Raw genomic sequence first — 12,280 nt, forward strand, 5'->3', positions numbered from 1 at the left:
CTGGTTTTTTCAGCATTTTAAGTAAACTTAGTTCAATCTCATTTAAACGCCCAGCTTTTGCCATTGCCGCTAAATAACAAGCATGTGCTTTTGCTTTTACGTTTTTAGAAAGTTGCTGATACTTATCGGTTAATTGCGATTCTGGCTGAGCCATAAAATAGCTGGTCAATAATATCGCCCACTGACTATCCGTTAACGCTTTTTTGGCTAATAAACGCGGCATAAACTGCTCAAGTGCAGTCCATTTTTGTTGCTGAACAAGTACTTCGGCATACAGTTTTAGTTCCAAGGCGGTGGCTTTTTTAGCCTCCGCTAATAGTTTTAATTCACCGGTCACGGTACTGCTATCACCACTGGCTAGCCAAAGCTTCGCCGCCTTTAATTGATTTTCTGGTGAGATTTGATCAAGTAACGCAATTGCCTTGTTAGGCTCATTGTTTTGTAATGCCGCTTTGGCTAGTAACGCATAGCGCACATCTTGCCAATTATCAGCCACACTATTGTTTGCCAGCGCAAGTTCAAGTTGCTCACTATCGCCATTAATTAAGCTCCATACACCTTGCTCAATTGCCGCTTGTTTACGCTCTTCACTACGGGCAAAAAAACGATGGCGAGTATTGCTGTATAAAGACCATAAGTAACGCACTAATTTATAAATTAAATAAGCACCAATAAATATCGCTAATGCTGTAATTGCAAATGCAACAATGGAGCCCTCAATTGTTGTTTGCTTAAATGAGATCAATACATAGCCTGTTTCGCCGAGTAACAATGGCGCAACAGCAAGCAATACTACAATCGCTAAAATAACTAAGATTAAGCGGATCATTGTGCCCACTCCTTGACCTGCTCAGTACTTTTCAAAGTGATCTCTGGATTAAAGTTTAATGACTCTTTATTCAATGCAGCTAACGCTTTCAACACGCTTTGGGTTTGCGGATCATCTTGCTTAAAGTAGTCATTAACTAATTCACTTGCTTGGTTTAAGGCAGTAAAATAAACACTCGCCTGTTTAGTTAATAAAGCATCTTGAGCTTGTGATAAATACAAACTCAAACGTTGTTTAATTAGGTGGCGTTCTTGCTCTGTAAGCAGTGCTTCAATAGCAACATCTTCACGTTGGCGGATTTTTATAAAGCCATCCATCATTTGATGCCAGGTATTAGCTAGATTTTGCTGCCAGTCACTAACGTTTTCGCTCAATGCATGTTGCTCTTCTTGCTCCACTTCTTGTGGTAATGCAACCGCATTAAAAGTCAGTTTATCAACTTGTCCTAGTACACCATGTAGCTGCAAATAAATGGCTTCAACTGGCACACTTTTTACAATGCTTAATGCTTGCAAGTCCTGATGTATAGCTTGGCGAATAGCGCCAGTTCCAGGATGCTCTGCAAGTAACGCATCTAAACGAGACAACACGGCAGTTGCGCCTTGGTAATCTTTTTCAGCCCACAGTTTAAACTCAGCCATACGCTGTAAACTAGTCACCTCTTGTGGATTAAGGCTATATGTTTGTTGCTCTGCACGCTGCAAGGCACTTTCTAATTGCTGCTGTGTTTCAGCTTCACTTGCAGCTAAAGCTGCCGTCACTTTTTGCTCACTATTAAACAGTGCTTGTTGCAAGGTTTGCTGCGCAACTTTAACGGCTTGTAGCTCTTTACTGAGTAGTTGGTTGTCAGCTGATAACTGATTAACTAACAGATTTTCTTGCTGCTGCGTATTTAATTTTTGATAAAACTGATAGCCCACACCAGCTGCCACAATTAACGAGATCAATAATGCTAAGCTGCCAGTTTTACTTACTTTTTGTTTGTTAGTTGGGTTGGGTTTTTGATTCATAGCAAAGTCTTTTTTTGTTGCCGAAGGAGAGTCTGCAACCTTAGCATTCGCCTTGGTTGAACTGCTTTGCGTTGCTTTAGTGTCAGCAAGCTGAGATGTTGGCTTTGTGTCTTCACTCATAATGTTACCTTCGCTGATACAAGTAAACATAGCGCTATCGCTTGCACCTGCAGCAATGTGTATATTTGCCGAGTCAATCTGTTGCGCCGCAAGGTGTTCACTGATGCGAGCACTGGCAACATAAAACTGGCAGCGTCTGATCCACTCTAATTGTTTTGCGCCCAGTTCACGAAAAATTGCATCGACTGCCGCATTACTTGTTATGACTATACCTTTAACATCAAGGCTTTGCCAGTGGTCTATCCAGTCAGTTGCATTACCTTCTACAGGGCCACGTTGATAGACGACTAAATTATTTAAAAATGCCCCACGCTGCTTGAGGTTTTTTGCAATCGTTGCTCGGCCATCTTTACCTTTGACCAACACTATATTCTGCCCATCAATCTGCTGTAATGACTTTAGCGCTAATAACCCTTCGGAATCATGCTGCTTAGGCACTGCGGCTCGCACCCCAAACGCCTGCCAAATGGCTTCAGCGGTTTGTTCGCCTACGGCATAAAATTGTGCTTTGATATTTATATCGGGCTTAAGGGCCAACAATGCTTTGACTGCATCTTGGGAGATAAAAATAATTTTATCTGCATTCAATAAGGGGCTGAGCTGGGTGTTATCTGGGGTGAAATAATCAATTTTTAAAACCGGAAATAAAGTCGCCTGATAACCCCCTTGCGACAGTTGCTCTGCAAGGTCGGCGCCTTTTCCATGTGGGCGAGTTATCAGGATCTGTGACATTTATGCGTCTCTATATACGTCTGCTAAAATTTTATCTGCGCCTAATGCAAGTAATTGCTCGGCCAGTTGTACACCCAGTTGTTCTGCATCGCGAGCATGACCACTGATTTCAGCATGTAAAATTTCGCTGCCATCAATCGCGCCAACTAAGCCACGTAAATGTACTTGCTCGCCATCAACTAAAGCATAAGCACCAATTGGCACTTGGCAACCACCTTCTAAACGGCGATTCATGGCACGCTCTGCATTTACGCGAATGCGTGTTTCATTGTGTTCCAATGGTGCAAGTAACGCTTTGGTTACTTCATCATCAATACGACATTCAATGCCAACGGCACCTTGGCCATTGGCTGGTAGCGATTGTTCTGGCTCAATAAAGGCTTTAATACGGTCATGCATTGCTAAACGAATTAAACCCGCGGCTGCTAAAATAATCGCATCATATTGGCCATCATCAAGCTTAGCTAAGCGGGTATTGACGTTACCGCGTAAATCGCGAATTTCTAAATCAGGTCGCAATGCACGTATTTGGCACTGACGACGCAAGCTAGATGTACCAACAATAGCACCTTGTGGTAACTGTGCAATGTTATCAAAGCTATTTGATACAAACGCGTCCCGTGGATCTTCACGCTCACAGATAGTATGCAGTGCTAAACCTTGTGGAAAATCTACCGGTACATCTTTCATTGAATGCACCGCGATATCAGCGCGGCCATCAAGCATGGCTTGTTCAAGCTCTTTAACAAACAGTCCTTTGCCACCAATTTTTGCAAGCGGAGTATCTAAAATAATATCGCCTTGGGTCGACATAGGCACCAACTCAACAGTAAGGTCAGCATGAAAATGCTCAAGTTGTGCTTTTACAAATTCAGCTTGCCATAATGCTAAGGCACTTTTCCGTGTCGCAATACGGATAAGTTGCGATTTTTGTGTCACTTTTTCAGTCATAAAAGGAGTCCAATTAATTTTCTTTGCTAAGTCTTAAAATATGCTAATCAATTACTCAGCTAAAATGCGAAATTCTTTTTGTGCCAATAAACGGCCCTGTTCATCAACAACATCAACGCGCCAATTGCCAACTTGTTCAGGTAAAATAGTTTTATTGGAGAAAGTACGATAGCGAGGAGAAGTAACATCAAGTTCAATGCTGGCTAGCACTTTATCTTCATAGCGCCAAACATGCTTCACTTTTTGCCCTTGCAGATTTTTAAGTTCGCTAAAAAATGCCATCGTGTCGGTAAATTCATTAAACCGTACATCTGCTTTAAATACATTAACAGGCTCACGATCCACGACCTCTCGAGTCAACACTGCGCGACTTACTTTGTCGGTATCAATTCGTGCACCAAGCGCTACACTGGCTACATGCGCTGAATCTGCAAAGCTATCGACTGATTCTGCAACACCATCACGTTCAAGCAACTCATCATTGCTATCAGCTGTAACTGCGCTGATAACTGCTGGAGTTTCACTTTGTTCAGGCTCACTCACAGCAACAACTTGCCGTTCTGGCTCAGTAACTAATTCTGTTACATCATCCTTGTTATTTTCACTAACGGCTGCAATAACCGGTGCAGCAGTCGCCGATTCAAGCTCAGTCTCTTCATCATGATTTAGATCGACTAACGACATTTCATCATCACTCGCGGCAATAACAAGCGGGGCTGGATTGTCTGTTGGTTGTTGTTCATTTTGCTCTGCGTTAACCGAGCCTAATAGGCTATAAGTAAAAATAACTAACGCAAATACCACTAATAACATAACTGTCACAATGCGCTTCCAGTGCCATTGATAGGTTACTTCAGGGGCGATAGGTGCTGCCGCACGACTCATATTTGCTGTGATCACTATTTTTTGTTTCATTTTAGCCTCGGCTACTCAACACTATTAACTTAAGCGAGCAATCAACCAATGACGGATCGCCAAAAGTTCTTCCCCACAGACCTGGTGGCCCATTGGGTAATCTTGCCAACTTACCTCCATGTTATGCGCTGTTAATACATCAAACGCATGACGACCAGCCTCACAAGGAACAACTGGATCTTGACTACCATGAGCCATAAATACATTTAAATCTGTGTGTTTTGCTTCTGCGGTTAATTTCTCAGGCACGCACATGTATGTCGACAGCGCCATTACACCAGCCAGCTTCTGCTGTAAGCGCGGCGCTAAATGCAGCGTAATAACGCCACCTTGTGAAAAACCCGCCAAAATAATTTTATCCGCAGCAATACCATTATCAAGCTCTTGGTTAATTAGCTGCTCAACTTTAGCTGCTGATTCACGAACTCCAGTTTCATCGGCGCGCTTGTCTAAATCCATTGATTTAATATCATACCAAGAACGCATTGCCATACCACCATTAATGGTGACCGGTTGCACTGGCGCATGCGGAAACACAAACCGCAAACCTAGCTCATCAGGTAACGCAAGTTGCGATGCAACAGGTAAAAAACCATCGCCTGAATCACCTAAACCATGTAACCAGATAATCGTCGCTTTATGTTCACCCTTAGCTGGGTACTCTACAAACGCTAAACTCATAACTCTGATTGCCACTGCACAGTTTGACCTGCTTGACGCGTTGCTGCTTCATTCATAAATTGCCAAAACTCAGCGCCTGAGCGGTTATCAATCCACTGATCACCACGTAATTCAAAGTGATGACCATTAAACTTAGTCGCAACCCATACTTGATGTAAAGGCGCTTGCTTATTAATGACAATTTTACTGCGATCCGCAAAAATAATTTCCAAAATACCTTCGCCAGATTCATAGTCTAAGTCGGCTTCACAGTCATCCACTTGTTCTTCAATAGTGAACATAAGTGCTTCGGCTAATTGGTGGTATTCATGATCAGTCATAATTGTTTCCTTTTACGGGCATTTAGCCAGGTATTCGGTACGAATTGCATGCAGACAGTGTAACAGGAATAAATTCATCCGCGAATAGCTGCATTTTTTAGATATTCTGTTAATCTGCGATTATAAAGCCAGCAACGCGATTAATCTAATGAAAGAGATGCATCTTAAACAATTAAAACGACTTTCCCCACTTGGTGTACTACTCATCACTTTAGCTGGCTGCGGACAAAGCGGGCCACTGTATTTACCGGAAGATAAAGTCGAACCAAATCAACCAGAACAAGTAGCGCCACCCGCTACCAAAACCCCATCATCAACAACTGAATCGAAACAGGACCAATAATGGACTTTTTTGACTATAAAAATAACCAGCTGTACGCTGAGGACATCGCTGTCAGTGAGCTTGCAGCGCAATACGGAACGCCTTGTTATATCTATTCCCGCAAAACCTTTGAACGCCATTATCTTGCCTTTGCCGAGGCCGCGACCAACCATAAAAACTTAGTCTGTTATGCGGTAAAAGCTAATTCAAACATCGCAGTGTTAAATGTGCTAGCTCGTTTAGGTTCAGGGTTTGATATTGTTTCTAAAGGTGAACTTGCCCGCGTCATTGCGGCCGGCGGCGATGCCAAAAAAGTGGTGTTTTCAGGGGTTGCGAAAACAGCTGACGAAATTGCCTATGCACTCAAGCTCGGCATTAAATGCTTTAATGTTGAGTCGGTGTCTGAACTAGATCGCATCTCTGAAGTTGCCAGCGAGCTTAACTTAATAGCGCCTATTTCGATTCGGGTGAATCCTGATATCGATGCAAAAACTCACCCATATATTTCAACGGGTTTAAAAGAGAATAAGTTTGGGATCGATATCCTTACCGCTGTCAGCGTTTATCAATATGCTGCGTCATTACCTGGTTTAAAAATCACTGGGGTTGATTGTCATATTGGCTCGCAGCTTACTGAGATAAAACCATTTCTTGAAGCGCTAGATAAAGTACTGGCACTGATTGACGATTTAAAAGCCAACGGTATTGAACTTAGCCACTTAGATATTGGTGGTGGTTTAGGGGTACCATACAACGGCGAAGCACCACCGCATCCAAGTGAATATGTGGCACATATCACCGATCGTTTAACTGATTATCAACACTTAGAACTTATTTTTGAACCGGGCCGTGCGATTGCTGCCAATGCGGGTATTTTGGTTACAAAAGTTGAGTTTATAAAACAAAACCAAGATAAGTTTTTTGCAATCGTTGATGCGGGTATGAACGATATGCTGCGCCCTGCTTTATATCAAGCGTGGCAAAACATTGTGCCGGTAACGCCGCGTAATGACGACACACCCACATACAACTTTGATATTGTTGGTCCAGTGTGTGAAACCGGTGACTTTTTAGGTAAAGATCGCCAGTTAGCCTTACAACAAGGTGATTTACTTGCCCAGCGCAGTGCTGGTGCCTACGGTTTTACCATGAGCTCAAATTATAACTCACGGCCACGTGTGGCAGAGATCATGGTCGATGGCGAGCAGAGTCATTTGATCCGCGCCCGCGAAACTCTGGAAAGTCTATGGCAAGGTGAGAAAATTTTACCATAAACTTTTTGTAACGAGGCTGCTCTGTGGCATGATTAGCGCAGAGCAACCCGAATTAGAGCGCTATGTTAGTTAATTTTTCTAAAATGCACGGCTTAGGCAACGATTTTGTTGTAATTGATAACATTACACAGAACGTTTTCTTGTCACGAGACCAAATAAAAAAACTGGCAGATCGCCATTTCGGCATCGGCTTTGACCAACTATTAATGGTTGAAGCGCCTTATTCTCCCGATCTTGATTTCCATTATCGTATTTTTAATGCTGACGGTAACGAAGTAGAACAATGCGGCAATGGCGCTCGCTGTTTTGCCCGTTTTGTACGGATGAAAGGCCTTACTAATAAACATAAAGTCACCGTATCGACTAAATCAGGTAATTTAACCTTATACATCGAAAAAGATGGCCAAGTCACCGTGAACATGGGCCACCCTAATTTCGAACCGAGTAAAATCCCACTCAAAGCGACTAAGCGTGAACTGACTTATATTATTCGAGCAGAAGAACACACCGTATTTAGTGGTGCTGTATCAATGGGTAACCCACATTGTGTACTTGAAGTTGATGATATAGACACCGCTGACGTCAGCACTTTAGGCCCGCTACTTGAAAATCATGAACGTTTTCCGCAGCGCGTTAACGTGGGTTTTATGCAAGTGATCAATTCTGAACATATTAAACTGCGAGTTTGGGAACGTGGCGTTAACGAAACGCTCGCCTGCGGTACCGGCGCCTGTGCCGCGATGGTGATTGGCCAAATTCAAAGTAAATTATCCACCACAGTACAGGTCGATTTACCGGGTGGTAGTTTACAAATTCGCTGGCAAGGTGAAGGCCATCCAGTACGTATGACCGGCCCTGCCGAGCATGTATTTGATGGGCAAGTTGCTTTATGAGTAACTCAAACGACAAAGTAACTAATGAGCAAGTTAGTGAGTTTTTACAACAAAACCCCTTATTTTTAGCTCAAAATCCAGCACTATTAGCCCAACTTGAGCTGCAGCAAGCGCAAGGCGCGACCTCATTAGTGCACATTCAGCAACGGCAATTGCGTGAACACAACACCATGCTGAAAAGCAAAATTGACAACTTAATTAAGCACGCAAAAGAAAATGAGCTCATTTATAGCTTGTTCAGCGAGTGTCACCGCCAACTGTGGACCAACTACGATTTTAAAACCTTAGCAATCAACTTACGCAATATTATTTGTACCAATCCGGCGATTAATGAATGCCACTTGCTTAAGTATGATGAAAAATTTGCGCACCTCATTGAGCACCGCTTACAGCATAATGGCGTTTATTTGGGTCGCGTAAATCAGCAAGAACGCGATTTACTGTTCAGTCCTGCGACACAATCAACTGCGCTGTATTTAATTGGTAACAGTCAGCACCCTATCGCTATTTTGGCATTTGGTAGTGCAGATGCAAATCACTTCGAACCGGCAAAAGACAGTTTATTTGTGCTGGAGTTTGTTCGTTCACTGCAACTTAGACTGTTGGAATTGGAACTAGAGCAAGCATGAGCGAGCAGCAGCCGCCAGATGTTGAGCAATTATGTAACCAGCTAAGCGATAAGTGGCGCACGCCAATCTTATTATTTAGTGACTATTTACGCTTCGAAAGACAATACTCACCGCACACTATTAGCCAATACACTAGCCAACTAAACTTTGCCGCCTTGTATTTCAGTAAACTGTGTAATGATTGGTCAAGCGTACAGGGGGAGCATATACGTCGTTACAGTATGCAACTTCGCAGCAAACAATTAAGCGGCCGTACGATTAGTTTAAAACTCAGCTGTATTCGCAGTTTATATAAATTTTTAAAAACTAAAAATGTCAGCCAACAAGGTCATTACCATAATCCGGCAGAAGCAATCAAAGGCCCTAAATTTGCCAAGCCATTACCTAAAAATCTCGATGTCGATCAAATGGCGCGGTTACTGGATATTCACGATGACGATCCGCTGGCGGTGCGCGATCAGGCGATGATGGAATTAATGTATTCTTCTGGTTTAAGGATAAGCGAGCTAGTGGGCGCTAACTTGCAAGATATTAACCGCAGTTCAGCTGAGATTTTAGTTAGAGGTAAAGGAAATAAAGAACGGTTATTACCTGTTGGTGGCAAAGCACTCGAATCATTAAATAAATGGCTCAAACTACGCCCGCAATTTGCTCATCCAGAAGAAATTGCAGTATTTGTCAGTAGCAAAAAGTGCCGAATTTCAGCGCGTCATGTAAGGCTTCGTATGCAAGAGTGGGGCATAAAACAAGGTATTAGCAGCCAAGTTCATCCGCATAAATTGCGCCATTCATTCGCCTCACATATTCTAGAATCATCGGGCGACTTGCGAGCAGTACAAGAGCTATTAGGCCATAGCAGCTTATCGGCCACCCAAGTGTATACTCATTTAGACTTTCAACATTTAGCAAAAGTGTACGACAACACTCACCCTCGCGCTAAAAAACGCTCAAATCCCGACTAGCAAGGAGCTGATATGATCCGCTTTAATCGTGCCATTTCACCTTTTACCGTACTGAGTTTTGACTTAGACGACACCTTATACAATAACCATCCGATTATTACAGCAGCCGTTCAAGCACAGATAAATTACCTCAATGCACTGCCAAACTGGCAAGCACAAGGCAAAGACTTTTGGCAACAATGCCGTGAGCAGGCGCTACTGGATAACCCCGAGTTAGTCGACAATGTTACGCAATGGCGCAAAAGCACTCTGCGTACAGCACTGGCAAAGCTCGGTTATAAAAACGCAGAGCTCGAACGCCATGCTAATAATGCGTATCAAGCATTTGCTGATGCCCGCAGCCAAATTGTGGTGGATGATAAAGTGCTCGATTTACTTTCACAACTGAGTAAACGCTATCGCTTAATTGCTATTACCAATGGTAATGTAGAAATCGAACGTTTTAACTTAAATGGTGTATTTGAACTGGTTTTACAAGCAGGCATTCACGGTAAAGCGAAACCTCATAGCACGATGTTTGAGCAGGCCGCCGCCGCGCTTGGCGTACCAACTCGGCATATTTTGCACATCGGCGATAGTTTAGACACCGATGTACAAGGTGCACATAATGCGGGTTGTCAGTCACTTTGGTTAAATGACCAACCAGCTAAATATGCCTACAAAGGCTTAGCCGATATTGAAATAACTGATATTCAAGCGCTTAAACACTTTTTAAGCCAGCCATAATATTCTAGGAGCGAGCAATGAAAGGGACTGCTGTTACTAAACTGATCACGCTGCTGCTACTGCTATCAGTGGCACTTAATGGCTATTTATTGTGGCCACAGCAGCAAGCAACAGCCCCGCAAACAGCGGTTAAATTGTCGCCATCAGTTGTCGTTGCAAACAATCAGCAATCACTCTATCAGCAAGCTCTACAGCAATTTAATCAGCGACAGTTTACGGCTGCCTTAGCCAGCTACCAAGCATTAACTACAAGCCAACCATTACAAGCTGAACAACTTTACTTTTTATGGTTGGATAAACTCGATAGCTGGTTAAAAAATAATGAGCTCACCGTTGCAGAGACTTTTTTGCAATTATTTTTAAACAGCTACCCATACGATATAAATATGTTGCAGCTCGACGGCGAACGTTTAGTGAAAAACCAGCAGCGGCACCAAGCTATTGTTGCGTTACTCTCATTGCAATCACTTGCCAATGAAAGCCAGCAAGCAGCCATTAATATGCGTTTAATACAATTGACTATCGCACAAATAAAAACGCTTACAGAGCAGCACGCGTGGCAAAAAACCATCAATCAAACCTTAGTGTGGCTTGACTATGATAACGAAAATCCTAATTACTTATTCGCACTCGCTAATGCGTATTACCATCTCGAGGATCTGCTAAGCGCGCAAGCAACATTAGAGCGCTTTCCTGTGGAACATCCATTACAAGCACAGGTTGCTGAATTACAAACACGCATAGCACAAGCGCAAAGCGGCATTGATCTAGTGCCATTACGTCCATACGGCGTCCACTATTTATTAGATATGCAAATCAACGATGCGCTCAACACCCAACTAATGATAGATACTGGGGCAAGCTTTACCGTATTACCAAATAACGTATTTCAAGCATTACGGCCAATACCCGACTATATTGATAGCTTAAACATCAATACCGCCAACGGCCAAGTAATCGCAAAACGCTACCAACTTGATTCAATTTTAATTGGCCAGCAATACATTGAAAACTTTGAAGTGTTAGTAATTGATAACCATAGTGGTTATGGATTACTCGGCATGAATTTTTTACAGTTGTTTAAATTTAATATTAATCAACAAACTAATCAGCTAGAGTTAGCTAAATAAGGATGACGATGACACTCAACGATTTTTTAAGCCGTCTGGCTAATGAGCCACACACCATTGCATTTGCCGATACGATGGCAGTGATTGAAGCAAACTATACTTTTACAGCCTGCGCATTCAATAACCACGGCTTAAAAAGTGCCGCTGGTGAAAATAATGGCTCATGTAAAATTTTTGCTTTTGCTAAACTGAACCAGCTAAGTAAACAAAATACCCTAGATTGCTTTGGCGCATTTTATCGTGATGATGTACTTGGTCATCCTAATGAACACGATCACATGAACATTCGTACGTTTATGCTGGCACCAGAAATAACCCCCTTCTTGGGCATTACTTTTGATGGCGAGCCATTAACAGCTAACTAAGTGATTTTTCCATAAAGTAGCGGGTGCCAGAGCAAGGATAATTATCGAGTTGATATTTAACCTCATAACCACGGCGTTCATAAAATGGTTTAGCTTGAAAATCTAAAGTATCAAGCTGAACTTGCAGCGCACCTAACTGCTTACCCTTTAGTTCGATCGCGCTAAGTAACTTACTGGCTAAGCCTTGACCGCGTGCTTTTTCATCACACCAAAGCCAATTTATTTGTAACCAGTTACCAAATAATTGAGCAGCGACAGCCGCCACCACTTGCTGATTTTCATCAACAAATTTACACCCCAATGGCAGTCTTTGGGCATCAAAGTGAGCTTGATTATAAGCAACTATTTGCTCACGTAATAACTGTTCTAATATCTGTGAATCATCATTTTCAAACTGATACATGGTCGCTGTTTACCAAGT

The 12,280-nt window shown here is 42.7% G+C and carries 15 protein-coding genes; 8 read left to right on the forward strand and 7 right to left on the reverse strand.

Going from position 1 to position 12,280, the window contains the following annotated elements:
* From ENH88_RS13510 to cyaY, 6 genes are all read right to left on the reverse strand, one after another.
* Nucleotides 1-829: heme biosynthesis HemY N-terminal domain-containing protein (locus tag ENH88_RS13510; protein ID WP_304182845.1), on the reverse strand; the 829-nt coding region annotated here is incomplete at its 3' end.
* Nucleotides 826-2,691, reverse strand: coding sequence for a uroporphyrinogen-III C-methyltransferase (locus tag ENH88_RS13515; RefSeq protein WP_304182846.1), 1,866 nt, complete (start codon nt 2,689-2,691; stop codon nt 826-828). The genes ENH88_RS13510 and ENH88_RS13515, both read right to left, overlap by 4 nt.
* Nucleotides 2,692-3,630: a hydroxymethylbilane synthase gene (hemC, locus tag ENH88_RS13520; protein WP_304182918.1), complete on the reverse strand. Its 939-nt coding sequence runs from the start codon at nt 3,628-3,630 to the stop codon at nt 2,692-2,694.
* Nucleotides 3,631-3,693: 63 nt separating this feature from the next.
* On the reverse strand, nt 3,694-4,557 hold the full coding sequence (locus tag ENH88_RS13525) for a DUF2914 domain-containing protein (RefSeq protein WP_304182847.1): 864 nt from the start codon (nt 4,555-4,557) through the stop codon (nt 3,694-3,696).
* Nucleotides 4,558-4,581: 24 nt separating this feature from the next.
* Complete coding sequence (locus ENH88_RS13530) at nt 4,582-5,238, reverse strand: alpha/beta hydrolase (protein WP_064666844.1); 657 nt, start codon at nt 5,236-5,238, stop codon at nt 4,582-4,584.
* Nucleotides 5,235-5,558, reverse strand: a complete 324-nt coding sequence (gene cyaY, locus ENH88_RS13535) for an iron donor protein CyaY (protein WP_304182848.1) — start codon at nt 5,556-5,558, stop codon at nt 5,235-5,237. Before cyaY ends, ENH88_RS13530 begins: the two co-directional genes overlap by 4 nt.
* Before the next feature lie 148 nt (nt 5,559-5,706).
* Here cyaY and lptM point away from each other — a divergent pair, with 148 nt between their 5' ends.
* The 8 genes from lptM to ENH88_RS13575 all read left to right on the forward strand — a co-directional run bounded on the left by lptM (nt 5,707) and on the right by ENH88_RS13575 (nt 11,859).
* Entirely contained in the window at nt 5,707-5,901 is a 195-nt protein-coding gene (gene lptM / locus ENH88_RS13540; RefSeq protein ID WP_304182850.1) for an LPS translocon maturation chaperone LptM, read from the forward strand.
* Entirely contained in the window at nt 5,901-7,154 is a 1,254-nt protein-coding gene (gene lysA / locus ENH88_RS13545) for a diaminopimelate decarboxylase (RefSeq protein WP_304182852.1), read from the forward strand. The genes lptM and lysA overlap by 1 nt, the downstream gene beginning before the upstream one ends.
* A gap of 62 nt (nt 7,155-7,216) precedes the next feature.
* On the forward strand, nt 7,217-8,047 hold the full coding sequence (gene dapF, locus ENH88_RS13550) for a diaminopimelate epimerase (protein WP_304182853.1): 831 nt from the start codon (nt 7,217-7,219) through the stop codon (nt 8,045-8,047).
* Entirely contained in the window at nt 8,044-8,676 is a 633-nt protein-coding gene (locus ENH88_RS13555; protein WP_304182855.1) for a DUF484 family protein, read from the forward strand. The genes dapF and ENH88_RS13555 overlap by 4 nt, the downstream gene beginning before the upstream one ends.
* Nucleotides 8,673-9,638 (forward strand): tyrosine recombinase XerC, encoded by a 966-nt coding sequence (locus ENH88_RS13560; RefSeq protein ID WP_304182856.1) that lies wholly within the window; start codon nt 8,673-8,675, stop codon nt 9,636-9,638. The genes ENH88_RS13555 and ENH88_RS13560 overlap by 4 nt, the downstream gene beginning before the upstream one ends.
* Nucleotides 9,639-9,650: 12 nt before the next feature.
* Nucleotides 9,651-10,364 (forward strand): HAD-IA family hydrolase, encoded by a 714-nt coding sequence (locus ENH88_RS13565; RefSeq protein ID WP_304182857.1) that lies wholly within the window; start codon nt 9,651-9,653, stop codon nt 10,362-10,364.
* Nucleotides 10,365-10,381: 17 nt separating this feature from the next.
* Nucleotides 10,382-11,494 (forward strand): retroviral-like aspartic protease family protein, encoded by a 1,113-nt coding sequence (locus tag ENH88_RS13570; RefSeq protein ID WP_304182858.1) that lies wholly within the window; start codon nt 10,382-10,384, stop codon nt 11,492-11,494.
* A gap of 8 nt (nt 11,495-11,502) precedes the next feature.
* Nucleotides 11,503-11,859 (forward strand): HopJ type III effector protein, encoded by a 357-nt coding sequence (locus ENH88_RS13575; RefSeq protein ID WP_304182860.1) that lies wholly within the window; start codon nt 11,503-11,505, stop codon nt 11,857-11,859.
* Here the strand turns inward: ENH88_RS13575 and ENH88_RS13580 are convergent.
* Entirely contained in the window at nt 11,852-12,262 is a 411-nt protein-coding gene (locus tag ENH88_RS13580; RefSeq protein ID WP_304182862.1) for a GNAT family N-acetyltransferase, read from the reverse strand. The two genes, ENH88_RS13575 and ENH88_RS13580, sit on opposite strands and share 8 nt — an antisense overlap.
* Nucleotides 12,263-12,280 lie beyond the last annotated feature (18 nt).

The sequence above is a fragment of the Pseudoalteromonas prydzensis genome (assembly GCF_011050055.1).
Taxonomy (GTDB): Bacteria; Pseudomonadota; Gammaproteobacteria; order Enterobacterales; family Alteromonadaceae; genus Pseudoalteromonas; species Pseudoalteromonas prydzensis_A.

What these genes read in the sequence shown, in the direction of transcription:
- ENH88_RS13515 (WP_304182846.1), bottom strand. Translation starts at nt 2,691, where the DNA reads ATGTCACAGATCCTGATAACTCGCCCACATGGAAAAGGCGCCGACCTT.
- ENH88_RS13525 (WP_304182847.1), bottom strand. Translation starts at nt 4,557, where the DNA reads ATGAAACAAAAAATAGTGATCACAGCAAATATGAGTCGTGCGGCAGCA.
- ENH88_RS13530 (WP_064666844.1), bottom strand. Translation starts at nt 5,238, where the DNA reads ATGAGTTTAGCGTTTGTAGAGTACCCAGCTAAGGGTGAACATAAAGCG.
- cyaY (WP_304182848.1), bottom strand. Translation starts at nt 5,558, where the DNA reads ATGACTGATCATGAATACCACCAATTAGCCGAAGCACTTATGTTCACT.
- lptM (WP_304182850.1), top strand. Translation starts at nt 5,707, where the DNA reads ATGAAAGAGATGCATCTTAAACAATTAAAACGACTTTCCCCACTTGGT.
- lysA (WP_304182852.1), top strand. Translation starts at nt 5,901, where the DNA reads ATGGACTTTTTTGACTATAAAAATAACCAGCTGTACGCTGAGGACATC.
- dapF (WP_304182853.1), top strand. Translation starts at nt 7,217, where the DNA reads ATGTTAGTTAATTTTTCTAAAATGCACGGCTTAGGCAACGATTTTGTT.
- ENH88_RS13555 (WP_304182855.1), top strand. Translation starts at nt 8,044, where the DNA reads ATGAGTAACTCAAACGACAAAGTAACTAATGAGCAAGTTAGTGAGTTT.
- ENH88_RS13560 (WP_304182856.1), top strand. Translation starts at nt 8,673, where the DNA reads ATGAGCGAGCAGCAGCCGCCAGATGTTGAGCAATTATGTAACCAGCTA.
- ENH88_RS13565 (WP_304182857.1), top strand. Translation starts at nt 9,651, where the DNA reads ATGATCCGCTTTAATCGTGCCATTTCACCTTTTACCGTACTGAGTTTT.
- ENH88_RS13570 (WP_304182858.1), top strand. Translation starts at nt 10,382, where the DNA reads ATGAAAGGGACTGCTGTTACTAAACTGATCACGCTGCTGCTACTGCTA.
- ENH88_RS13575 (WP_304182860.1), top strand. Translation starts at nt 11,503, where the DNA reads ATGACACTCAACGATTTTTTAAGCCGTCTGGCTAATGAGCCACACACC.
- ENH88_RS13580 (WP_304182862.1), bottom strand. Translation starts at nt 12,262, where the DNA reads ATGTATCAGTTTGAAAATGATGATTCACAGATATTAGAACAGTTATTA.